Below are 22933 nucleotides of genomic sequence, written 5' to 3'. Positions count from 1 at the left end.
CCTCAGATTTCCAGGGCTTTGGGCTGCTGGGCGGTGTGCGGATGCTCCGCGCCACCGTAGACCTTCAGCTTCTTGATCATGGCGTAGCCCAGGGGGCCTTTGGGCAGCATGCCCTTGACAGCCTTCTCGAGCGCGCGGCCGGGGTGCTTGGCCTGCATATCGCGGAAGTTGGTCGCCGTGATGCCGCCGGGGAAACCGGAGTGGCGGTAGTAGATCTTGTCCAGGGTCTTGGCACCGGTCACGCGCAGCTTGGCTGCGTTGACGATCACGATGAAATCGCCGGTGTCGACGTGAGGCGTGTAGATGGCCTTGTGTTTGCCGCGCAAACGGAGAGCAACTTCGCTGGCTACTCGTCCGAGGACCTTGTCGGTCGCGTCAATCACAAACCATTCATGCACGACCTCAGCGGGCTTTGCGCTGAAAGTAGTCATGTTTCTCTTCTTAAAAAGATAGGTTTGGGTGGCTCTTTTCCACGGTCGGTGCTTCTCTGAAGGAGCCTCTTAGGTGGGTTTGGGCACCCGGTACTTGCGCACTTCATGCCCTTTCGCCGCGGAGCCAGCCAGTCGCTGCGAAACCGCGCATTATAGGCAGAACCGGCGGCAGCGCCAACTAGGGGCCATAAGGGCGCTGGTTGTCGCGCAGGCGCCGCGCGTTTTCAATGCATACCGGCATGGCCGCATAGGGCGCCTGCTGGCAGGCCCGGAACAGGCACATCGGCCGCGTGAGGAAGTTGCTGTCGGGGCAGATCTGCTCGGCCGACAGCGCGCGCGGCACAGCCGGAGAGGGCGGACGGCGCGCCGCCGGCGGCGCAGCGGGTTGGGTCGGCGGCTCTATGGGCGCTGGCGGCGCAGGTGGCATCGGCGCGGGCGCCGGTGGCGGCGTCGTCACCCCCGCCGGAGCCCCGACCTCCGCTGGCGCCCTGGCCGGCGCCGGCACCGCCTTTGCCGGGGGCGGATCGCCAGGCGAGGCCACGATGCCCACGGCCACCAGCAGGCCCAGGATCAGTGCAGCCACCCCAGCCCTGGGCCACCAGTGGCCCGGGGCTGGCCGCAACGCCACGGACGGCGGCACCGCGGCTGGCCAGGCGGCAGGCGCAGGCACGGTGGTGTCGATGGTGCGGCTCTCCAGCGGCGCCTGCCATTGCGTGGGCGCGTCCTGGTGCACCTGGCCCGTCGGCCGGCGCGCCGCCTGCCAGCCGGGGCCGAGTTCGGCTCGCCAGTCGAAGCGCTCCATGCCCGGCACTGGCTGCAATTGCAGCAGCGCGCCGAACGCAGCCAGGTCGCACGGCCGCCGCTGCGGGTCGAGCGCGAGCCCGGCCGTCAGCGCCTGCACCAGCGCCGGTGAGTACTCCAGGCCATGCACGCTGCGCAACTCCTGCACCAGTTCGGCCGGCGGGCGCAGGCTGTCGCGCAGCACGCGCACGCTGGCCGGCACAGGCGGCGCCTGGTTGAGGCAGCCGTAGACCACGGCCGCCAGCGCATAGACATCGCTCCAGGGCCCCTGGCGCATGCCCTCGGCGTCGGCGTACTGCTCGATCGGCGCGTAGTTCACCTTCAGGATGGCGGTGTGCTGCGGCGCCTCCTGGCCCAGCGCCTGGCGCGCCGCCCCCAGGTCCAGCAGCACGGGCGGGCCGATGTCCTGCAGGAAGATGTTGTCGGGCGAGATGTCGCGGTGCACCGTGTCGCGGCGGTGCAGCAGTTCGAGCGCCTGCAGCACCGACCACAGCAGCTTGCGCAGCCAGGGTTCGGGCGGCGGGGTGCGCATCTGCGCGCAGGCTTCCTTGAGCGTCACGCCCTGGTACAGCGGCATCGCCATGTAGGCCGTGCGGTTCTGCTCCCAGACGCGCAGCACCTTCACCAACGCGGGGTGGTCGAACTGCGCCAGCAGCCGGGCCTCGTTCATGAACGAGCGCAGGCCCTCCTCGAAGCGCTGCGCATCCGCGCCGGTGCGCAGCGTCACCGCCTGGCCGATGCGGTCGGCCAGGCCGCCCGGCAGGTACTCCTTGATCGCCACCGTGCGGTGCAGCGAGTGGTCGTAGGCGCGGTAGACCATGCCGAAGCCGCCCGCCCCGAGCAGGCCGTGCAGCTCGAACTCGGCCAGCCGCGTGCCGGGCGGCAAGCCCTGGGAGGGATGGTAGGCAGCGGCATTCACGGTGCAGGGCTGGCAGGCGGCAACGCCGGCCAGTGTAGAGGGCGCTCGCCGCGGCACCCGGCACCGGTACCATTGGCCGATGTTCAGTTACCGCCACGCCTTCCATGCGGGCAACCACGCCGACGTGCTCAAGCACCTGGTCCTGGTCGCCACCCTGCGCCACCTTGCCGAGAAGGAGACCGCGCTGGCCCTGCTGGACTCGCACGCTGGCGCCGGCCTGTACCGGCTCGATGGCGACTACGCCGCCACCAGCGGCGAGGCGGCCGACGGCGTGCTGCGGCTGCAGCAGGTGCCAGCCGCCCAGCGCAAGGACTGGCCCGCCGCGCTGACCGACTACATGGAGCTGCTGGCCGGCTTCAACCCGAACGGCGGCCACCGCATCTACCCGGGCTCGCCCTTCGTGATGCACCGGCTCGCGCGCCCGCAGGACCGGCTCAAGCTGTTCGAGATGCATCCCACGGACGGCAAGACGCTGCAGGCCAACATCGAGCAGCTGGAAGCCGGCCGCCAGGTTGCGGTGTTCCGCGAGGACGGCTTCGAAGGCGTGCGCCGCTTCCTGCCGCCGCCCTCGCGCCGTGCACTGTTGTTGTGCGACCCGAGCTACGAGCTCAAGAGCGACTACGGCCGCGTGGTGGAACTGCAGACCATGGCGCTGCAGCGCTTTCCAACGGGCAGCAGCATGGTCTGGTATCCCATCATCGCGCGCAATGAGGCGCACATCCTGCCGCGCAAGCTCAAGAGCGTGGCCACGCGCGCGGGCAAGCCCTGGCTGCACGCCACGCTGACCGTGAAGGCGGCCAAGCAGGTGGCCGCAGGCGAGCGCCGCCCGGGCCTGCCGGGCAGCGGCGTGTTCATCGTGAACCCGCCCTACACGCTCAAGCCGGCGCTCGAGCAGGCACTGCCGCTGCTCGTGAAGCTGCTGGCGCAGGACGAAAACGCCACCCACACGCTGGAAACGCAGGGCGGCTGAGCGGCGGAGCAGCGCCGCCGCTGCTGCTTCAGAAGTGGTAGTCGGCGCGGATCATCGGCGTCTTGGCCAGCGAGCCCGGCACGCTGTGCGGGTTGCCGAACTTGTTGCGCCAGTACTGGTAGCCCACGCCCACGCGGAACGAATTCTTGCTGGCGCCGATGTGCGGCGACACGTCGTAGAACAGCGTCATGTCCAGGTTGGTCTCGGGCGAGGTCGGGCCGCCGAACTCGTTCCTGCCCTTGTCGCCGATGTAGTTCAGGAAGCCCTCGAACGACAGGCCGGTGTTGCCCACGGGGATGCCCCAGACCAGGTTCAGCATGGGATGCACGTCGTACGAATAGCGTTCGGCGACGCCGACCGGCTTGTTGCTCTCCCACAGCGCGTACACGCCCACATTCAGGAAGCCTGCAGGCACGTCGACCATGAAGGTCGGGCCGGCCACCACCATGCGCTTCTTGGAGCTGTAGCCGGGGTCGTTCTTGGTGTTCACGTCGAAGCCGGCCGTCAGGCCCAGGCCCTTGACCGGACCGAACGCCAGCGACTTGCCGGTGACCTTGCCCAGGTCCAGCGTGTGGCGGTAGACCACGTAGATCTCCTGCGCATTGCTGTCCTTGCCGTCGGACATCAGGAAGTCGACGTTGAGGAAGTTGCTGCCGTACTTGTAGCCGCTGGCATGCGTGAAGTTGACGATGGTCTTCTCGATGTCCTGGCTGTTGTAGGGCTCGGCGAACTTGGTGCCCCAGCGCACGCCCATGGAGGTGTCGCTCCAGTCGGCGGCCTGGGCACCGACGGCGGCACAGGTCAGCGCGGCGGCAGCCGCGAAACGGAAGAAGTAGTGGTTTTGGTGCATGGGAAGGTTGCTGTTGTTGTCGCACAGTGGTCACAGCAACCAACGTGCCATGCACTGCGTGAACCATCGTAGCCACGCCCGGCGCCGAGACCATTCGACTTCCATTGCGTACGCGATACGCAATGGCGTATGGCGCGTCGCCGCGGTTCACCTATACGCGTGCAGCGTGCCGGGAACGTCAAGGCGGCGCGGTCAGCACCTCGCGCGCAACGGCGACGAACGAGGCCAGCACGGCCAGGCCGGCGTCCTCCTTGCGCCAGGCCAGCGCGCCCACCGTCAGCGGCACCAGGCCGCGCACAGGCACCAGCCGCGCACCGCGCATGCCCGCCTGCGCCAGCGAGGCTGGCACCAGCGCCACGCCCAGCCCGGCCGCCACCATGGCCACCACCGTCAGCCACTGCCGTGCCGCGTGGCGCGTGCGCGGATGGATGCCGGCCCGGTTGAACACCGCGATCACGTTGTCGTAGTTGGCCGGTGCCACGTCGCGCGCAAACATCACGAAGTTCTCGTCGGCCAGGCGCCTGAGGTCGATGCTCTTCTCGCCCGCGAGCGGATGCGCCTCGGGCAGGCAGCAGACCAGCCGGTCGTCGGCCAGGGGCAGGCTGGCCAGGGCCGCCGGAAAGGCCTTGGCGTTGAGGAAGCCGGCGTGCATCTGGCCGTGGCGCAGCGCCTCCAGTTGCTCGGCCGAGGACATCTCGCGCAGGTTGACCTCGATGTCGGGCCGGCGCGCGCTGAAGGTCTCGACGATGCGCGGCACCTCGCGGTAGACCATGGAGCCGGTCATGCCCAGCTCCAGGCGGCCGCGCATGCCCGCGGCCACGGCCTGGGCCGCCTCGCGCGCCGCGGCCACGCGCTCGAGCACCAGCCGCGCCTGCGCCAGGTAGGCCGCGCCGGCCGGCGTCAGCGTCACCTGCTTGCTGTTGCGCTCAAGCAGGCGCACGCCGAGCTCCTCCTCCAGCGCCTTGATGGCCGAGCTCAGCGGCGGCTGGGTGATGGCCAGGCGCTGGGCGGCGCGGCCGAAGTGCAGCTCCTCGGCAAGGACGACGAAGTAGCGCAGAAGGTGCAGTTTCACGGCAGGGGCGGCACGGGTGGACGGGCCGGCAGTATCGTGCGCCCCGGCACCGGCCAGGGCGCCCTAACATGGCGCTCCATGCCCGAGCCCTCCCCGCCCCCCGCCAGCACCGACGCGCGCGTGCTGCGCGAGCAGGTGGCGGCGCTGTACGCCACCATGCCGGCCTCCACCGCCATCGACGTGCTGCTGGCCTGGGGGCTCTGCGCGCTGCTGTACTGGCAGACGCGCGATGGCGGCATCCTCATCTGGCTGGGCCTGCACTTCATCCAGGTTCTGCGCTACCCGCTGATCCACGCCTACTTCCGCGACCCGCACGCGGCCGAGCGCAGCGCCTTCTGGGCCCGGCGCCACTGGCGCGAGCTGCTGTACTACAGCATCACCTGGGGCCTGGCGCCCTGGCTGTTCCTGCCGGCCGACAGCGTGCCGCTGACGGCGCTGGTGATGCTGACCATGCTGGGCCTGTGCAGCGGCGGCGTGCCCTCGGTGGCGCCGCGCTGGCCCTCGGTGCTGGCCTTCATCGTGCCGATGACGGTCGGGCTCATCACGGCCCTGGCCTGGCGCGCCGACACCATCCACCTGTTCCTGGCAGCCTGCGCCGTGCTGCACGTGGGCGCCACGCTGCACTTCGCGCACGCCCAGCACAAGCTGCTGACCACCGCGCTGGCCACGCGCTTCGAGAAGGAGGCGCTGGCCGATGCACTGGCGCACCAGGTGCAGATCACCCAGCAGGCCAGCGAGGAGAAGACGCGCTTCTTCGCCGCCGCCAGCCACGACCTGCGCCAGCCTCTGCACGCGGTCGCGCTGTTCGGCGTGGTGCTCGAACGCGAATTGCAAGGCCATGCGAGCCAGCCGCACGCGCAGCGGCTGATGCGCGCCGTCAACGCGCTGAGCGGCTCGCTGGACACCATGCTGGACGTCTCGCAACTCGACGCCGGCGTGGTCCCCTCGCAGCCGCAGGCCGTGCCGCTGCGCGGCGTGCTGCTGGCTGTGCAGGCCCTGGCCGCCACGCGCGCCGATGCGCGCGCGCTGCAGCTGCGCGTGCGCACCACGCCCCTGTGGGTGCGCACCGACCCGCAGCTGCTGCAGCGCCTGCTGGTCAACCTGGTGGAAAACGCCACCAAGTACACGCCGGCCGGTGGCGTGCTGGTGGTCGCGCGCGCCCGCGGTGCCGAGGTCTGGCTGGACGTGGTGGACACCGGCGTGGGCATCGCACCCGAGCACCACGAGCGCGTGTTCCAGGAGTTCTACCAGGTCCACAACCCGGGCCGCGACCGGGCCCAGGGCCTGGGCATCGGCCTGTCCATCGTGCGCCGGCTCTCGCGCCTGCTGGACCACCCGGTGGAGCTGCGCTCGCAGCCGGGCCGCGGCAGCCGCTTTCGCGTGCGCCTGCCGCGAGCCGATGCCCCCGCCCACGTACCGACGCCCGCCGTGGCACCAACCCGCGGGCTGCCCGCTGCCGCCCTGCCCCGTCATGTGCTGCTGCTGGACGACGAGGCCGACATCACCGATGCACTGAGCGCTTTCCTGCGCGGCGAGGGCATCGCCACCGCCAGCGCGCGCGACGAGTTGGAGGCGCAGCAGCACCTGGACCGGGCCGCGGCCGCCGGCCAGCCCTTCGATGCGCTGCTGTGCGACTACCGGCTCGCAGACGGCGCCGACGGCCTGGACGCCGCGCTGCGCCTGCACAAGCGCGCGGGCGGCACACCGGGCCTGCTGCTGGTCACGGGCGAGACCGCGCCCGAACGCCTGCAGCGCGTGCACGACTCGGGCGTGCCCGTGCTGTTCAAGCCCGTGCAACCGGAGCGGTTGCTGCAGGCCCTGGCGGAACTCAGTACGACTTCGGCAGGCCCAGCACCTTCTCCGCGATGAAGCACAGAATCAACTGCGGGCTGACCGGCGCCAGGCGCGGGATCCAGGCCTCGCGCATGTAGCGCTCCACGTGGTACTCCTTGGCGTAGCCCATGCCGCCGTGGGTGAGGATGGCGTTCTCGCAGGCGTGGAAGCAGGCCTCGGCGCCCAGGTACTTGGCAGCATTGGCCTCGGCGCCGCAGGGCTGGTGGGCGTCGTAGAGGCTGGCGGCCTTGTGCACCATGAGGTGGGCCGCCTCCAGCTCCATCCATGACTTGGCCAACGGGTGCTGGATGCCCTGGTTCTGGCCGATGGGCCGGTCGAACACCACGCGCTCCTTGGCGTACTGCGCGCCGCGTGCAAGCGCCGCGCGGCCCAGGCCGATGGCCTCGGCTGCGATCAGGATGCGCTCGGGGTTCAGGCCGTGCAGGATGTAGCTGAAGCCCTTGCCCTCCTCGCCGATGCGGTCCTCCACCGGGATGCGCAGGCCGTCGATGAAGACCTGGTTGGAATCCACCGCCTTGCGACCCATCTTCTCGATCTCGCGCACCTCCACCGTGCTGCGGTCCAGGTCGGTGTAGAACAGGCTGAGGCCCTCGCTGCCGCGCGCCTCCTCCACGGGCGTGGTGCGCGCCAGCAGCAGGATCTTGTTGGCCACCTGGGCCGTGGAGATCCAGACCTTCTGGCCGGTCACGAGGTAGTGGTCGCCCTGGCGCACGGCGCGCGTCTTCAACCGCAGCGTGTTCAGGCCCGTGTTGGGCTCGGTCACGCCGAAGCAGGCCTTGTCGCGCCCGGCAATCAAGGGCGGCAGCCAGCGCTGCTTCTGCGCGTCGCTGCCGAACACCACGGCCGGGTGCAGGCCGAAGATGTTCATGTGCACGGCCGAGGCGCCCGACAGGCCGGCCCCCGTGGCGCTGATGGTGTGCATCATGAGCGCGGCCTCGGTGATGCCCAGCCCGGCCCCGCCATAGGCCTCGGGCATGGCGATGCCGAGCCAGCCCGCCTGCGCCATGGCCTGGTGGAAGTCGTCCGGGAAGCCGCCCTCGCGGTCGCGGCGCAGCCAGTAGTCGGCGTCGAAGGGCGCGCAGACGCGCTGCACGGCGTCGACGATCTGCTGCTGTTGTTCGCTCAGGTTGAAGTTCATGAGACCTCTCAAGGGCGGCGTACCAGCGCCGGGTTCTCGCCGTAGGGCGGGCTGTAGATGACGAGCAGGCGCGCGGGCTCAGCGCTCGTGACGGTGAAGACATGCATGGCGTCGGCCGGGAACAGGCAACAGTCGCCGGGCTGCATCTCGAACACCTCGCCACCGACCTCGGCGCGCGCCGTGCCTTCGAGCAGATAGCACACCTGCTCCATGCCCGGGTGCGCATGCGGCAGCGCGCCGCCACCCGCACCGATGGTGCCCAGCACCACCTCCAGATGCTGGGCGCCGTTGGCCGGGCCGATCAGGCGCCGGTTGTGGGTGTGGTCGTGGTTGGCCGGGCTGTAGCTCGGCACTTCGCTGCTGCGCACGAACAAAGGGGATCTCATGGGGTGCTCTCCTGCAATGGTTCGGCCTGGCGGCAGGCGCCATCGGCCAGCAGTGCCGCGATCTCGGTTTCGGCGAAACCGGCCTCGCGCAACACCGCAGAGGAATGCTCGCCCAGCCGCGGTGCCGGCCCGGGCTGGTCGGTCGGCGGCGTGCCGCTCCAGCGCGTCGGCACGCCGGTGCCGACCAGGCGGCCTTCGCTGGGGTGGTCAAAGCGGCGCACGAAGCCGGTGGCCGCATGGTGCGGGTCGGCCAGCAGTTCGGCCGGGCCCATCATCGGCATGTTGGGCACGTCGGCGGCGTCCAGCAGCGTCTGCCACTCGGCCGTGCTGCGCCCTGCCATGAGGCGCGCCACCTCGGCGTAGACGGCGTCGATGTGCGCCGCGCGCGCGCTGTGGGTGGCGAAGCGCGGGTCCTCGGCCAGTTGCCGGCCGGCGTCGCCAATGGCGGCGAAGAAGCTGCGCCAGTGCTTGTCGTTGTAGATCAGCACGCACAAATGGCCGTCGCGAGTGCGGTAGGGCCGGCGGTGCGCCGTCAGCAGCCGTGCATAGCCGGCATCGCCCTGCGGCGGATCGAAAGCCAGGCCGGCCAGGTGGTCGCCCAGCACGAACTGCGTCATGGCCTCGAACATGGGCACCACGATGGCCTGGCCTTGGCCCGTCTTCTCGCGCGCGTACAGGGCGGCTGTGATGGCGTAGACGGCGTGCAGGCCGGTCACGCGGTCGGCCAGCGTGATGGGCGCGTAGGCCGGCTCGCCGCCCGCATAAGCCTGCGTGAGCCAGGGGATGCCGGTGGCGCCCTGGATCAGGTCGTCGTAGGCCGGCCGCGCGGCGTAGGGGCCATCCTGGTCGAAGCCGCAGCAGCTCACATGGACCAGGCGCGGGTGCAAGGCGCGCACGCTGGCGGCGTCCAGGCCCAGCCGCGCCAGCGCCTGCGGGCGCACGTTGCTGACCAGCACATCGCTCTGCCCGGCCAGCCGCAGCGCGGCGGCACGCCCGGCAGGCTGCTTGAGGTCGAGCACGATGCTGCGCTTGCCCTGGTTGGCCTGCAGGAAGATGTGGCCCATGCCGGGGTTGCGCATGGGCCCCACGTGGCGCATGTTGTCGCCTTCCGGGCTTTCGAGCTTGGTCACCTCCGCGCCCAGCGAGGCCAGGATCTGGGTCGCGAACGGGCCCATGATGACCGAGCTGAGGTCCAGCACCTTGACGCCCGCGAGCGGACCTTGTGCTGCGCTCATTCCGGCTTCACGCCGGCCTGGCGGATCAGCTGGCCCCAGTGCGCCAGCTGGTCGGCCACGTACTGGGTGAACTCCTCGGGCGTCTTCGACGGCCAGACCTCGAAGCCCAGCTGGCGCAGCTTGTCCTGCGTGTCAGGCTCTGCCAGCACCTGCTGCAGCGCGGCGTTGACGCGGTCCACGGCCGGCTTGGGCAGGCCGGCCGGGCCGAAGATGCCGTTCCAGGAGGTCAGGTCGAAGCCCTTGACCGTGGCGCCCACGGGCGGCACGCCGGGCAGGATCTGCGACTCGCGCGCCGTGGTGATGGCCAGCGCGCGGATCTTGTCGGTCTTGAGCATGGCCATGCCCGAGCCCAGGTCGGCCACGTAGACCTGGACCTGGCCGCCGATCAGGTCGGTCATGGCCTGCGGGCTGCTTTTGTAGGGGATCTGCGCGATGTCGACACCGGCGATGCGCTTGATGGTTTCCATGGCCACCAGCGAGGTGCTGTTGGGCGTGGCGTACGAGAGCTTGCCCGGGTTGGCCTTCGCATACGCGATGAACTCGGCCAGTGTCTTCGCCGGCACGGCCGGGTGCACGGCCAACGCGAACGGCAGCTCGCCCACGCGCGCGATCGGCGTGAAGTCCTTGATCGGGTCGTAGCGCAGCTCCTTGTACAGGGCCGGGTTGGCCGAGTGCGAGGTGTTGGTGGTCATGAACAGCGTGAGCCCATCGGGCTTGGCCTTGGCCACGTACTGGGCCGCCACCTGGGCGTTGGCGCCCGGCTTGTTGTCGACGAGCACGGGCTGGCCCAGTTTCTCGGCCAGGCGCTGGCCCACGGTGCGGGCCACGGCGTCGGTGCCGCTGCCGGCGGCGAAGGGCACGACCAGGGTCAGGGGCTGGGTGTTCTGGGCCTGCAGGCTGCCGAACGCCACGGCGGCAAGCAGCGCCAGCAGCAGGCGGCGGTGTCTCCACATGGGTTGTCTCCTCGGGGGTGGGAATGGGAACGCGCCCGCATCTTCCCCGGGGCCAAGCATTGGCGTCCAATTGCAAATTCGGCTGGAAGCATTCGTTGTGCGAATGCTTGGCCCAGCCGCCGCAGCAACCGGCGCCGCGCCGCTCAGCAGGCGCTGTAGTCCACCAGGCCCTTGAGCAGCTTGTCGCTGAGCTTGCGGCGCTCCAGCCTGAACACGCCCACCCCCGAGCGGCTGCCGTCGTTGTTGGTGTTGCCTTCGACCGTCACGAGACGGCCATCGGGCAGCACCCGCTCCACGATGCCGGCATGCCCGAGCCCATGGCCGAAATCGCAGATGAACACCTGCCCCGGCTTGACGAGCGAGAGATCGGCCAAGGCCTCGGCGCTCGTGATCCGGACCGCGCCGGGTACGAAGCGGGCGCGCCCCCAATGGTCCAGGCAGCCGGCGGTCCTGGGCGCCACGTTGGGTGTCCCCAGGTGGGCCGCCCCCTGGTCGAAGGCCCAGTAGACGAAGGCCATGCACCAGGCGCGCGCGTCCGGGTTGCCGGTCAGCGGAACGCCGGTGGCCTTGAGGTACAGATCGACCATCGGCCCGCGGTTGCTGCCGAGTGGCACCTCCATCTGCCCGATCTGCGAAGCGGCCACGCCCAGGGCCTGCAACATCAGCGGCGAGGACGGCGCCGGCGCCGCCGTGGCAGCGGCCACGCCGAACAGCGCCCCCCAGGTGAAGCGGCCGATTTCGCCATCGACCACCAGGGCGTTGCCCTGGCTGTCCACGTTCTGCGCCTGGAACAGCTTGACCACGGCCGCCATCTGCGCATCGAACACGCCGACGGCCGTGAACGGGCCGTAGCCATGCCCCTTGAGTGCCGCCTGCACGGCCTTGACGAGCGTCGCGTCGGCCTCGCCCTTCTTGATCAAGCGCTTGGGAAATGGGAGGGGGGTCGTCGTGGCCATGGCATTTCTCCTGTGCGGCCGATCCTGCTCCGCGCCACCAGGCCGCACATCCCCTGCCTTGAGGATGCGCCGAGGGCACCGCCCAGCGTCAGGCCAGCGGCACGCGCTGGCGGATCTCGGAGGGCCGCGCCTGGTCGTAGACCGGTTGCGGTGGCATGCCCTCCAGGTGGGCGATGTCGGCCCAGTCGAGGATGTCCAGGCGGTGCGCGTCGTCCTTGACCAGCACCTGCACCTGGCTCACGCCGGCATTCGGGATGTGGGCCTGGCGCGGCCCGTCCAGCGAGAGAGAGCGCGCGCTGCGCCAGACCATGTCGAGCACGCCCCCATGCGTGACCACCACCAGGGTCTCGCCGGCATGGGCATTGGCCAGGTCGCGCAGGCCCTGCAGCACCCGGGCATGGAAGTGGCGCGTGCTTTCCCCGCCCTCGAAGGCGTAGTCGGCACGGAAATCGACCCAGCCGTTCCAGGCCGCCGGGTGCAGGCGCTTGATCTCGTCCACGCTCATGCCGTCCACGAGGCCGAAGCTCTGCTCGCGCAGCGCCGCGCTTTCGATTGGGTCGGGGCCACCGCGGCGGGCCAGCAGCTCGGCCAGCGGGGCGGCGGTCTGGCGCGCCCGCGCGAGGTCGCTGCTGACCACACGGTGCACCTCGCCGCCGGCCAGGCGCCGCGCGACGCGCAGCGCCTGCTCGTGACCGATGGCGTTCAGCGGCACATCCACCTGCCCTTGAAAGCGCAGCTGGCGGTTCCACTCGGTTTCACCATGGCGCACGAGAATCAGACGGGTCATGCCGGGATTATCCGAAAGCCGCCCACGGATAAGCTCAGGCACTGCACGAGTTCTATCGTTGATTCTGAGCATAAATGGACAAGTTGATCCTGATCCCCGGCCTGGCCTGCGATGCCGAACTCTGGCACGCGCCATTGCAGGCCCTGCCCGCGCACTGGAACGCGCGCGTCACGGACGTGGCCGAACGCAGCAACAGCATCGAGGACATGGCCGGGCGCCTGCTGGCCGAGCACGCCGGCCCCCTGGTGCTGTGCGGCGCCTCCATGGGCGGCATGGTCGCCATGGAAGCCGCGCGCCAGGCCCCTGCGCGCGTGCGTGGCCTGGCCCTGCTGGGCACCTCGGCCCGGCCGGAGACGCCGGACATGCGCCGGCTGCGCGAGCAGGCCATCGGCCTGTTCGAGAGCGGCCGTGCCGACGAGGTGCTGCGCGCCAACGTGCCCTTCGCCTTCGACCGGCGCCACCCGGAGCTCAAGGCCCTGGCGAAGCGCTACCTGGACATGGTGCTGCGCGTGGGCGCCGCGCAGCTGGTGCGGCAGAACCGCGCCGTGATGGCCCGGCCCGATGCACGCGTCCACCTCCCGGCGCTGCGCTGCCCGGTGCTGGTGGCCAGCGGCGAATCCGACAGCCTGACGCCGCCCGATTGCGCGCGCGAGATCGCCGCGCTCGTGCCGCAGGCCGAGCTGCACCTGCTGCCGCTGTGCGGCCACATGCTGACGATGGAGCAGCCGGCCGCAGTCAACGCGCTGCTGCTGGACTGGCTGGCGCGGTTGCCGTGAGCGCCGCGCGGCCGTCCGAAGGCGCTCGCACCGTAGGCGAAGCCGAAGGTTCCCAGTGAGCGTTCAGCCCGCGCGGCCCACCTTCGCCAGCAGGCAGCGCAGCACATAGGGCGAGACGAACTTCTCGACCTCGCCGCCCAGCGTGGCGATCTCGCGCACGAAGGTGCTGGAGATGAACTGGTACTTGTCGCCCGGCGTCAGGAACACGGTCTCCACGTCCGGCATCAGCGTGCGGTTCATGCCGGCCAGCTGGAACTCGTAGTCGAAATCGGTCACGGCGCGCAGGCCGCGCACCATGGCCTTGCCGCCCTTGGCGACGACGAAGTCGCGCACCAGGCCGGCAAAGCTCTCGACCTGCACCTGCGGGTAGGGCTTGACGGATTCGCGCACCATCTCGATCCGCTCTTCCAGCGAGAACAGCGTCTTCTTGTGGTGGCCGGCCGCGACCGCCACGATCACGGTGTCGAACAACTGGGCCGCACGCCGCACCACGTCCTCGTGGCCCAGCGTCATCGGGTCGAAGGTGCCGGGATAAACGGCGATCACGTGCTGGCTCATGGGCGGCTTTCTCCTGGGAGGCTTGTCTCGTGCGGCGCGATTATGCGCGGGCGAGCAGGTGCGCGTGGACGGCGCCGGCCTTCAGGTGGCGCTCGACCGCAAGACCATGGCCGGCCAGGCGCTCGGCGCTCCAGAGTTCGGGAGCTTCCAGGTACAGCCGGCCCGCAGGCGTCAGCACACGCAGTGCCGCGGCGACGGCAGCCGGGTACTGCGTGGTCTCGAACGGCGGGTCCAGCAGCACCAGGTCGATGCTGGCCGCGCCCAGGCGGCCCGTCAACGCCACACCGTCGCCGCGCGTGACCTGCAGCTGCGCGGCACCAAGCCGCGTCTTGAGCTGCACGAGTTGCGCCACCAGGGCGGCGTCGGCCTCGAACAGATGCACCTCGGCGGCGCCGCGCGAGGCGGCCTCCAGGCCCAGCGCGCCGGTGCCCGCGAACATGTCCAGGCAGCGCCAGCCCGTGAGGTCCTGGCCGAGCCAGTTGAACAGCGTTTCGCGCACGCGGTCGGGCGTGGGGCGCAGGCCGGGCTTGTCGGCCACGGGGAGCCGGGTACGCTTCCATTGGCCGCCGATGATGCGGACTTCGTGCGGTCGGGCAGGCGCGGTGGTCTTCTTGGCAGTCTTTTGAGCAGTGGGACGGGGCATGCGGCGAGCTTACGCGACGCCAGCGGCCCGCAGCGCCAGCCCCGCGGCCAGCACCAGCATGGTGGCGCCGATGCAGCGGTCCAGCCACTGCCAGGCGCGCGGACGCGCGAACCACGGCGCCAGCCAGCGCGCACCGAAGCCCAGCGCCGCGAACCAGCCGGCACTGGCCAGCGCCGCGCCGCCCACGAAGGCCGCCCGCGCCAGCGCAGCATGCTGGGCGCCAACCGAGCCCACCAGCAGCACGGTGTCCAGGTAGACATGCGGGTTCAGCAGCGTGAAGGCGGCGGCCTGGCCCAGCACGGCCGCGCGGCCCGCCGATCCGTGCGCGGCGGCCTGCAGCGCGGCGGGCCGCCGGCTGCGCCACAGGGCGCGCAGCCCATAGCCGGCCAGGAACAGGGCGCCCACCGCCGCCAGTGCGCGTGCCAGCAGCGGCTGTGCGCCCAGCAGGCTGGCCATGCCGAAGACGCCGGCGGCGACCAGCAGCGCATCGGCCAGCGCGCAGAACAGCACGACCTGCGGCACATGGGCGCGGCGCAGCCCCTGGCGCAACACGAAGGCGTTCTGCGCGCCGATGGCGACGATCAAGGCGAGGCTCAGCGAGAAGCCCTGGAGGAATGCGGACATGGGTGCGGAGCATGCCGGCACGGCGCCTGGCAGGCCAGCGCAAACTTCTAAACTCGGTTCAGTTTTTCTTCACCGACGGGAGACGCCGTGCTCGACTATGCCGCCCTTGCCGCACTGGCCGCCGTGGTCCGCGAAGGCAGCTTCGAACGTGCCGCCCAGGCGCTGCATGTGACGCCCTCGGCCGTTTCGCAGCGCGTGCGCCTGCTCGAGGAACGCGTGGGCTGCGCGCTGGTCGTGCGCGGCCAGCCCTGCCGCGCCACCGAGGTCGGCCAGCACCTGTGCCGCCACTTGGCCCAGGTGCGCCTGCTGGAGCACGATTTGCAGGACGTGTTGCCAGTGGCCGCGCCGACCGCCGAGCGCGCGCGCCTGCCCGTGGCCGTGAACGCGGACAGCCTGGCCAGCTGGTTCGCGCCGGCCGCCGCGCAGTACGCGGCCACGGCACCGGTGCTGCTGGAACTGACCGTGGACGACCAGGACCACACGGCCGAGCGCCTGCGCAGCGGCGCCGTGCTGGCCGCCGTGACGGCCCTGGCCCAACCGGCGGCCGGCTGCAACAGCCAGGCCCTGGGCACGCTGCGCTACCTGGCCGTGGCCAGCCCGGACTTCATGGCCCGGCATTTCGCCGACGGCGTGCAGGCCCGCAGCCTGGCGCTGGCGCCCAGCCTGCTGTTCGACCGCAAGGACCAGCTGCAGGCCCGCTGGGTGCGCCGGCAGTGCCGCAAGGCGGTGCCGCTGCCTTGCCATCTGCTGCCTTCGCCGCAGGCCTTCGTCGAGGCCGGGCTGGCCGGCATGGGCTGGGGCATGCAGCCGCTGCCGCTGGTGCAGCCGCTGCTGGCGGCCGGCCGGCTGGTGGAACTGGTGCCGGGCACGCCGCTGGATGTGCCGCTGTACTGGCAGCACGCGCGCGCCGCCTCGGCGCTGCTGGATGGGCTGGGCCGCGCCGTCGTGGCGGCGGCGCGCTCCGCGCTGGCTTAGGAAGCGCCGCCGACCACCACCGTCACCATGCGCTCGGGCTGCAGCATGCGTGCGAACGCGGCGCGGATCTGCGCCACCGTGATGGCCTCCACGCGCTGCGTCCAGGTGTCCAGGTAGTCCAGCGGCAGGCCGTTCCAGGCGATGTTGGCCACGTTGCCGAGCAGCTTGCGGTTGCTGTCCAGCCGCAGCGCAAAGCCGCCCACCAGGTTGTCCTTGGCGGCCTTCAGCTCCTGCTCGGTCGGGCCCTCGGCGACGAAACGCGCCAGCGTCTCGCGCGCCACCGCGATGGCCGCATTGGCTTGGTCGGCACGCGTCTGCAGGCCGACCGTGAACGCGCCGGCATGGCGGCCCGGCGAGAAGTCGCTGGAGACGCCGTAGGTCAGCCCGCGCTTCTCACGCACCTCGTGCGTCAGGCGCGACGTGAAGCCACCAGCGCCCAGGATGTGGTTGCCCACGAGCACGGCGAAGAAGTCCGGGTCGTCGCGCCGGATGCCGGGCTGGCCGATGATCACCTGGGCCTGGTTGGACGCGAACGGGATGCGGCGCTCCTCGGCCTTGGCCAGCGCCGGCACCTCGCCGACCGCGGGCAGCGGCGCGCAGGCGGTCTGCGGCAGCCGGGCGAGCAAGGCCTGCACCAGCTGGTCGGCCTGCTGGCGCGTCACCGCGCCCACCACGCTGACCTTGGCGCGGCAGGGCAGGATGCTCTGGGCGTAGAAGGCGCGCAGTTGGTCGACCGAAATGGCGGCCAGGGTCTGCTCCGTGGTCTCGCGGCCATAGGGATGGCCGCCGTAGACCAGTTCCTGGAAGGCGCGGCTCGCCACCGGGCCGGGCCGGGTGTATGACTCGCGCAATGCGGCGCCGATGCGCTCGCGGTCGCGCTGCCAGACCGCGGCATCGAAGGCCGGCGTGCCCAACTGACGCGCCGCCAGCGCGACGGCCTTGGGCAGCAGGTCCGGATAGGTCAGCGTGCGCAGCGAGAAGCTCATGCGGTCGCGGCTGGCACTGGCACCGAAGGAAGCGCCCAGGTCGGCCCAGGCTTCGCCCAGCGCGTTTTCGTCCAGCGCCGGCTCCTTGCCCTGCGCGGCGATGCCCTTGTTGGCCTGCCCCGCCGTGGCATCGGCCAGACCAGCCTGCGCGGCCGGGTCGCGGCGCGAGCCGGCATCGAAGTCGAGCTGCACGTCGACCATGGGAATGCCCGGGCTTTCCACCAGATAGACCTCGGCACCGCTGGCCTGGGTCCAGCGCTGCAGCGGAAGGGCGGCGCTGGCCCAGCCGGCAGCCACGAGCAGGGATGCGGCCAGGGACAACCGCACGGAAGACATCAGCTTGTTCATCGGCTCGGCTCGCTGGTGGGGGCTTGGCGCGCACCGGCGGGCGCGTTCTTGCGGGTGGTCGGATCGACGGGCTGCGGCCGCAGCACGGCCACATTGAGCTGGTCGTCGCCGAAGTAGCGCGCCGCCACGGCCTGTACCTGCTCGGCCGTGACCTGGCGCAGCCGCTCGATCAGGCGGTCGGAAAAATCGGGCGCGAAGCCGGTGACCCACTGGCTGCCGAGTTCGCGCGCCTGGTTGAACAGCGAATCGCGCTTGTAGACCTGGCCGGCCACCCACTGCGTCTTGACGCGCGCGAGCTCGGCCGCGCTGACGCCCTCGCGCGCCACGCGGGCCACCTGCTCGCGCAGAGCCGCTTCCAGTTGTTCGGTGGTCTTGCCGGGCGCCGGCACACCGTCCAGCACGAACAGCTGCGGGCCGCGGCCCATGAGTCCGTTGCTGGCGCCGGCGCTGTCGGCCAGGCGGTCGGGGCCCTGGGTCAGCGCGCGCTCCAGCCGCGCGCCGGGGTAGCCGTCGAGCACGGCCGACAGCACGGTCAGCGCCAGCGCGTCCTCGCTGGCTTCCAGCGTCGTCAGCTTGGGCACCTTGAAGGCCATGGCCAGATAGGACTGTTCGGCCGGCGCCTTGAGTTCGAGCCGGCGGATGCCGCGCTGCGCAGGTTCCTCGCGCGGCTTGCGGCCCGGCACGGCGGCGGCCGGGATGGCGCCGTAGGTGCGCTCGGCCAGCGCCCGCACCTGCGCCACGTCCACATCGCCCACGATGACCACGGCGGCGTTGGCCGGCACGTACCACTGGCGGTAGAACTGGCGCACATCGTCGGGCGTGAGGCTGTCCAGGTCGCCCATCCAGCCGATGATGGGCCGACGGTAGGGCGCGGCCTGGAAGGTCATGGCGTAGAGCGCTTCGTACAGCCGGGCGCGCGGTGCATCGTCGGTGCGCATGCGCCGCTCTTCCTTGATGACGGCCAGCTCGCGCGTGAACTCGTCGTCGGCCCAGCGGTTGTGGGCGAAGCGGTCGGCCTCCAGCCGCATCACGTCTTCGAGCCGTCCGGCCGGGATCTGCTGGTAGTAGCCGGTGTAGTCGAAGGAGGTGAAGGCGTTCTCGGAGCCGCCGATGGCCGCCACGCGGCGCGAGAACTCGCCCGGCTGGAGCTGCTCCGTGCCCTTGAACATCATGTGCTCCACGGCGTGGGCGACGCCGCTGGTGCCATCGACCTCGTCCATGCTGCCCACGCGCAGCCAGACCATGTGCACTGCCGTGGGCGCGCGCCGGTCGGTCTTGACGATCAGGCGCATGCCGTTGGCAAGCTGGAATTGCTGGGCGGCGGCTGTGGCGCTGGCGCCTGCGGTCGCGGGAGGCGCTGGGGGTGCTGCCTGGGCTTGCAGGCCCGGTGTCGCCCAGGCCAGCGCGAAGGCCATGGTGCACGCTGAAAGATTGCGTTTCATAGAATCATCCGATTCTAAGAACGCGCCAAATGTTCAGTTTCTTCAAGAAAAAACCGCCTGCACCGGAGCCGGCACCCGCCGAAGCGGCGCCTGCCCCTGCGGCGGCCGAGCCGCCGGAGCCCGCTGGCCGTGGCTGGCTGCGCAACCCTTTCGGCGCCAAAGCCGAGGCCGCGCCGGAACCTCCGCCCGCCGAGGTGGCGGCCGAACCCGCGGCCCGCACGGGCTGGGTGGACCGGCTCAAGCAGGGCCTGCGCAAGACCGGCAGCAGCATCACCACCGTCTTCACCGGCACCCGCATTGACGAGGCGCTGTACGAGGAGCTCGAAGAAGCTCTGCTGATGGCCGACACCGGCGTGAAGGCCACGACCGTGCTGCTGGACGATCTGCGCCGCCGCGTGAAGGAGGCCCGCGCCACCGAGCCGGCCGCCGTGCGCGAACTGCTGGTCGATGCCATCGCCGACCTGCTGCGGCCGCTGCAAAAGCCCCTGGTCATCGGCGAGCACAAGCCCACCGTGGTGATGGTGGCGGGCGTCAACGGCGCGGGCAAGACCACCTCGATCGGCAAGCTCACGCGGCACCTGGCCGCGCACAAAGCCTCGGTGTTGCTGGCCGCGGCCGACACCTTCCGCGCCGCCGCGCGCGAGCAGTTGGCCGTCTGGGCCGACCGCAACTACGTGGAGATCATCAGCCAGCAGGGCGGCGACCCCGCGGCCGTGGCCTTCGATGCCGTGAACGCCGGCCGTGCACGCGGCAAAGACGTGGTGCTGGTCGACACGGCCGGCCGCCTGCCAACGCAGCTGCACCTGATGGAGGAGCTCAAGAAGATCCGCCGCACGCTGGTCAAGGCCGACACCGCCGGCACCGGTGTGCCGCACGAGGTGCTGCTGGTCATCGACGGCAACACCGGCCAGAACGCGCTGATGCAGGTCAAGGCCTTCGACGACGCGATCGGCCTGACCGGCCTGATCGTGACCAAGCTGGACGGCACGGCCAAGGGCGGCGTGCTGGCCGCCATCGCGCAGGAGCGGCCGGTGCCCGTCTACTTCATCGGCGTGGGCGAGAAGCTGGAAGACCTGGAGACCTTCGACGCGCGCGAGTTCGCGCAGGCCCTGCTGGGCTGAACGGTACACCGTACGGCGCGGCACGCCGATCGACGGATTTCCGTTCGACCGGAGGCCGATCCTGGGCCCCGGCGCCCTGGTCTTCGCCTGTTTCTCCATGGCACGCAAGCTGCTGTAACAGGACGTCCGCCGCCATTTCGCGGTAGCGGCGTTACCCCACAGCTTTTCCATAGGAGCAGACCTCAATGAAGAAACACATCCTCGCCATTTGCTGCGCGGCACTGGCGGCCGGCAGCGCGGTGGCGCAAGGCAGCGACACCCTGGCGAAGATCAAGTCCAGCGGCGCCATCAGCCTGGGCGTGCGCGACTCGTCCGGCCTGTCGTACACGCTGGGCAACGGCAAATACGTCGGCTTCCATACCGAGATGGGCGAGCGCATCGTGGCCGACCTGTCCAAGGCCGCCGGCAAGGAGCTGACGATCACCTACTCGCCCGTGACCTCGCAGAACCGCATCCCGCTGGTGCAGAACGGCACGGTCGACCTGGAGTGCGGCTCCACCACCAACAACGCCACGCGCGCCAAGGACGTGGCCTTCGCCGTGACGACCTACGTGGAAGAGGTGCGCATCCTGACCAAGGCCAACTCGGGCATCAACGGCATCGCCGACCTGAAGGGCAAGACGGTCGCCGTGACCACCGGCACCACCTCGGTCCAGACGCTGCGCAAGAACAAGCGTGCCGAAGGCATGGAGTTCAAGGAACTGATGGGCAAGGACCACGCCGACAGCTTCCTGCTGCTGGAGTCGGGCCGCGCCGATGCCTTCGTGATGGATGGCTCCATCCTGGCGGCCAACGCCTCCAAGTCGCGCAATGCGGCCGACTACAAGATGGTTGGCGGACGACCCGGCCTTCAAGAAGGCCGTGGACGACAGCATCAAGCGCCAGATCGCAGACGGTTCGCTGGCCAAGCTGTACGACAAGTGGTTCATGCAGCCCGTTCCGCCGACCAACACCAAGGTGGGCCTGCCGATGTCGCAAGCCACCAAGGAAGCCTGGGCCAACCCGAACGACAAGCCCATGGAAGAGTACAAGCTGCCTTGATCCGACGGTGAGCGGCACGCTTCGGCGCGCGGGCGGGAAGGCCTCTTCCCGCCCTTTTTTTTGGCCGCGGCCCGCGGCGCGGCAAGCGTCGGAAAGCCGCACGGGCAATCGCCTGTGGCGCCGGATTTCCGTCGCTTTCGCCCGGACCAGCGCAGCGCCGCACGCCCCGATCGCCTGCTGCGCCAAGGGCATCGGCGCACCCGCCGTGCCGCGTCACACCTTGGCATGTACTTTGCGGTTGAGCCGTGTCGTACCACACAGGCATGGCAACGCTGCGGCGGCACGCCCGCCTCTTCATTCACGGATCACGATGACCTAGGGAGAACCAATGGACAAACTGAAAAACCTGAGGCTGCTTGTCATGGCAACCGCTGCGGCCGCCATGGCGGCCTGCGGCGGCGGCGACGACGCCCCGGCCCCCGCACCTACACCGGCACCAGCTCCCAATACCGCGACGATTCCCTCGGAAGTCGTGGCCGCTGCCACCAAGATCGCCGCCGATCCGCAGATCACCGCCTTGCTGAACGAGCAGCGCACGCCTGAAGCGGCCAAGGCGCGCTGGCACCAGTTCCTGGAGCTCACACGGATCCCCGCACCCTCTCGCGAAGAGCATGTCCGGGCCGTCGAGGTACACCGCCGGATGGCCGCAGAGTGGGGTTTCGCGCCAGACGAAATCATGACGCGGGCCGACGGCCACATGGACAACACCGACGTGAACATCGTGGACGGCCTGCCGGTCTACAACACCTGCGTGGTGATCAAGGGCTCGTATGCGGGCCGCGCGGGTGCCCAGCACTACAAGGGCCAGTACCCCAAGGTGCTGGTCGAAGGGCACTCCGATGTCGTCAACCCGGAGACGCTGCCACCGGCCACCGACCCGTACAACCACTTCAAGCTGCAGCCGTTCTCGCAGGCGGTCGTCGAGACCACGGCGCAGCTCGCTGCGATTCCGGACGAACTCGCCTTCAGCGCCAGCGGCCGCATTGTCGAGGACGCGAACTACGCGCTGGCGAGCAAGTGGTTCACGAATGCCGAGGCCGCCGCCGCCAACGGCGGGCTGCGCATCTATGTGCCAGGCTACGGCGACATGATGAGCTCGACGTCCAATGCCTTCGTCCTGGCCGCCGCCATGAAGAAGCACAAGATCAAACCGGTCTACGACGTCTGGATCTGCGGCACGGCCGGTGAAGAGGGCAAGGGCAACCTGGCCGGCATGAAGCAGCTGTTCGGCTTCGAGCAGGATCTGGGCACGGGCTCCAACCCGCTGAACTTCGTGACCTACTTCGGCCTGGAAGGCGGCGGCGCCGTCAACTTCCTGGGCAGCTACCGCTACGAGATGAAGTACAAGGCCCCCGTCGCGCCAGGCAGCAACCCGGCCAGCGCGGTGGAGGCCATGGCAGCGGCCATCGCCAGCATCGCCGACGTCAAGTCGCCGTCGGAGCTGCGCCAGGGTGCCCCGCGCACAACCTACACCGTGGGGCGCGCCAGTTGCGAAGCCCCGGCGGCAGGCAGCGACGTGGTGCCGAGCTGCTCGATCGAAGTCGACATGCGCTCGCCGACGACCGAAGTGCTCAACGAGATCCGCGACGTCATCCGTCCGAAGTTCCAGGCCGCGGTCGACGCGGAGAACGCGCGCCGCGGTGTCGCTGGCAACAGCGCGCAAGCGGTGACGATGGAGCAGGTGTGGTACGGCTTGCGCCCGGCCTTCACGCTGTCGAGCCCAAACAACGCTGCCATCCATGCCGGCCTGCAGGCCGGCATCGCCACCGGCACGTCGACCTCGCTCGCGGTGAGCACGGGGTCCAGCAGCCTGAACGACAACGTGCCGGCCAACACCGGCATTCCGACCTACAACTTCAGCCTGTCCTCGAACGCTGCCGGTGCCGGTGGCCACGCCTTCTGGGAATGGGGTACGCGCGGTGATCCGGCCGTGGAAGTCTCGCGCATGCACCGCGTGCTGACCGCGGCGCTGCTGGTCTCGGGCTTCCATGCCGCCGACGGCAGCGTCATCGAGCCCTCGGCCAAACCGATCGGCGCACGCACACGCGAAGTCAACCGCTAAGACAA

At 70.3% G+C, this 22933-nt stretch carries 21 protein-coding genes and 1 pseudogene; 7 read left to right on the top strand and 15 right to left on the bottom strand.

Features of this window, described 5'->3' with window-relative positions:
* Window positions 1-2: 2 nt before the first annotated feature.
* Both rplM and ASF45_RS29165 read right to left on the bottom strand, forming a co-directional pair.
* The gene (rplM, locus tag ASF45_RS29170; protein WP_056671971.1) at window positions 3-431 is read right to left on the bottom strand and encodes a 50S ribosomal protein L13; all 429 of its coding nucleotides are present in this window, start codon (window positions 429-431) and stop codon (window positions 3-5) included.
* A gap of 178 nt (window positions 432-609) precedes the next feature.
* A complete protein-coding gene (locus tag ASF45_RS29165; protein WP_056671969.1) occupies window positions 610-2151 on the bottom strand; it encodes a serine/threonine-protein kinase in 1542 nt (513 codons plus the stop codon).
* Between the two features lie 79 nt (window positions 2152-2230).
* On the opposite strand from ASF45_RS29165, the gene ASF45_RS29160 reads away from it, so the two are divergent.
* The gene (locus ASF45_RS29160; protein WP_056671967.1) at window positions 2231-3121 is read left to right on the top strand and encodes a 23S rRNA (adenine(2030)-N(6))-methyltransferase RlmJ; all 891 of its coding nucleotides are present in this window, start codon (window positions 2231-2233) and stop codon (window positions 3119-3121) included.
* A gap of 28 nt (window positions 3122-3149) precedes the next feature.
* Here the strand turns inward: ASF45_RS29160 and ASF45_RS29155 are convergent, their stop codons facing one another.
* Both ASF45_RS29155 and ASF45_RS29150 read right to left on the bottom strand, forming a co-directional pair.
* Window positions 3150-3971 (bottom strand): outer envelope protein, encoded by an 822-nt coding sequence (locus ASF45_RS29155; protein ID WP_056671964.1) that lies wholly within the window; start codon window positions 3969-3971, stop codon window positions 3150-3152.
* 178 nt (window positions 3972-4149) lie between these two features.
* Complete coding sequence (locus ASF45_RS29150; protein WP_056671961.1) at window positions 4150-5043, bottom strand: LysR family transcriptional regulator; 894 nt, start codon at window positions 5041-5043, stop codon at window positions 4150-4152.
* Window positions 5044-5121: 78 nt separating this feature from the next.
* Here ASF45_RS29150 and ASF45_RS29145 point away from each other — a divergent pair, with 78 nt between their 5' ends.
* Window positions 5122-6912, top strand: a complete 1791-nt coding sequence (locus ASF45_RS29145) for a hybrid sensor histidine kinase/response regulator (protein WP_056671958.1) — start codon at window positions 5122-5124, stop codon at window positions 6910-6912.
* Here ASF45_RS29145 and ASF45_RS29140 read toward each other — a convergent pair.
* The 6 genes from ASF45_RS29140 to ASF45_RS29115 all read right to left on the bottom strand — a co-directional run bounded on the left by ASF45_RS29140 (window position 6872) and on the right by ASF45_RS29115 (window position 12352).
* Window positions 6872-8035: an acyl-CoA dehydrogenase family protein gene (locus ASF45_RS29140; RefSeq protein WP_056671955.1), complete on the bottom strand. Its 1164-nt coding sequence runs from the start codon at window positions 8033-8035 to the stop codon at window positions 6872-6874. The genes ASF45_RS29145 and ASF45_RS29140 overlap by 41 nt on opposite strands.
* A gap of 8 nt (window positions 8036-8043) precedes the next feature.
* Window positions 8044-8421 (bottom strand): cupin domain-containing protein, encoded by a 378-nt coding sequence (locus ASF45_RS29135; protein ID WP_056671952.1) that lies wholly within the window; start codon window positions 8419-8421, stop codon window positions 8044-8046.
* The gene (locus ASF45_RS29130) at window positions 8418-9656 is read right to left on the bottom strand and encodes a CaiB/BaiF CoA-transferase family protein (protein WP_056671948.1); all 1239 of its coding nucleotides are present in this window, start codon (window positions 9654-9656) and stop codon (window positions 8418-8420) included. The genes ASF45_RS29135 and ASF45_RS29130 overlap by 4 nt, the downstream gene beginning before the upstream one ends.
* The gene (locus ASF45_RS29125) at window positions 9653-10609 is read right to left on the bottom strand and encodes a tripartite tricarboxylate transporter substrate binding protein (protein WP_056671945.1); all 957 of its coding nucleotides are present in this window, start codon (window positions 10607-10609) and stop codon (window positions 9653-9655) included. Before ASF45_RS29125 ends, ASF45_RS29130 begins: the two co-directional genes overlap by 4 nt.
* Window positions 10610-10752: 143 nt before the next feature.
* Entirely contained in the window at window positions 10753-11565 is an 813-nt protein-coding gene (locus ASF45_RS29120; RefSeq protein WP_056671942.1) for a CHAP domain-containing protein, read from the bottom strand.
* Window positions 11566-11653: 88 nt separating this feature from the next.
* Window positions 11654-12352: a histidine phosphatase family protein gene (locus ASF45_RS29115; RefSeq protein WP_056671939.1), complete on the bottom strand. Its 699-nt coding sequence runs from the start codon at window positions 12350-12352 to the stop codon at window positions 11654-11656.
* A 74-nt stretch (window positions 12353-12426) separates the two neighbouring features.
* Between ASF45_RS29115 and ASF45_RS29110 the strand changes: the two genes are divergently transcribed.
* The gene (locus ASF45_RS29110; protein WP_056671936.1) at window positions 12427-13128 is read left to right on the top strand and encodes an alpha/beta fold hydrolase; all 702 of its coding nucleotides are present in this window, start codon (window positions 12427-12429) and stop codon (window positions 13126-13128) included.
* 63 nt (window positions 13129-13191) lie between these two features.
* On the opposite strand, the gene coaD is transcribed toward ASF45_RS29110, so the two are convergent.
* From coaD to ASF45_RS29095, 3 genes are read right to left on the bottom strand one after another with little or no spacing between them, the layout of a single operon-like run.
* Window positions 13192-13686 (bottom strand): pantetheine-phosphate adenylyltransferase, encoded by a 495-nt coding sequence (coaD, locus tag ASF45_RS29105; RefSeq protein ID WP_056671933.1) that lies wholly within the window; start codon window positions 13684-13686, stop codon window positions 13192-13194.
* 40 nt (window positions 13687-13726) lie between these two features.
* Window positions 13727-14329 carry a 16S rRNA (guanine(966)-N(2))-methyltransferase RsmD gene (rsmD, locus tag ASF45_RS29100; protein WP_056671930.1) on the bottom strand — a complete coding sequence of 201 codons (603 nt, stop codon included), beginning with the start codon at window positions 14327-14329 and terminating at the stop codon, window positions 13727-13729.
* Window positions 14330-14338: 9 nt separating this feature from the next.
* Window positions 14339-14953, bottom strand: coding sequence for a LysE/ArgO family amino acid transporter (locus tag ASF45_RS29095; protein WP_056671927.1), 615 nt, complete (start codon window positions 14951-14953; stop codon window positions 14339-14341).
* A gap of 87 nt (window positions 14954-15040) precedes the next feature.
* Here ASF45_RS29095 and ASF45_RS29090 point away from each other — a divergent pair, with 87 nt between their 5' ends.
* Entirely contained in the window at window positions 15041-15928 is an 888-nt protein-coding gene (locus ASF45_RS29090) for a LysR family transcriptional regulator ArgP (protein WP_056671924.1), read from the top strand.
* On the opposite strand, the gene ASF45_RS29085 is transcribed toward ASF45_RS29090, so the two are convergent.
* Together ASF45_RS29085 and ASF45_RS29080 are read right to left on the bottom strand one after the other, a co-directional pair.
* On the bottom strand, window positions 15925-17262 hold the full coding sequence (locus ASF45_RS29085) for a M16 family metallopeptidase (protein WP_369802186.1): 1338 nt from the start codon (window positions 17260-17262) through the stop codon (window positions 15925-15927). The genes ASF45_RS29090 and ASF45_RS29085 overlap by 4 nt on opposite strands.
* The gene (locus ASF45_RS29080) at window positions 17259-18704 is read right to left on the bottom strand and encodes a pitrilysin family protein (RefSeq protein ID WP_056671921.1); all 1446 of its coding nucleotides are present in this window, start codon (window positions 18702-18704) and stop codon (window positions 17259-17261) included. The genes ASF45_RS29085 and ASF45_RS29080 overlap by 4 nt, the downstream gene beginning before the upstream one ends.
* Before the next feature lie 29 nt (window positions 18705-18733).
* On the opposite strand from ASF45_RS29080, the gene ftsY reads away from it, so the two are divergent.
* From ftsY to ASF45_RS29065, 3 genes and pseudogenes are all read left to right on the top strand, one after another.
* Entirely contained in the window at window positions 18734-19825 is a 1092-nt protein-coding gene (ftsY, locus tag ASF45_RS29075) for a signal recognition particle-docking protein FtsY (protein ID WP_056671918.1), read from the top strand.
* 185 nt (window positions 19826-20010) lie between these two features.
* Window positions 20011-20866 (top strand): annotated as a pseudogene (locus ASF45_RS29070) (amino acid ABC transporter substrate-binding protein).
* 361 nt (window positions 20867-21227) lie between these two features.
* Window positions 21228-22928 (top strand): peptidase M20, encoded by a 1701-nt coding sequence (locus ASF45_RS29065; protein WP_156473233.1) that lies wholly within the window; start codon window positions 21228-21230, stop codon window positions 22926-22928.
* Window positions 22929-22933 lie beyond the last annotated feature (5 nt).

It is taken from the genome of Pseudorhodoferax sp. Leaf265, assembly GCF_001422365.1.
Taxonomy (GTDB): domain Bacteria; phylum Pseudomonadota; class Gammaproteobacteria; order Burkholderiales; family Burkholderiaceae_C; genus Pseudorhodoferax.
The sequence above is the reverse complement of the archived record's forward strand: the minus strand, read 5'-3'. Positions and strand labels throughout refer to the sequence as shown.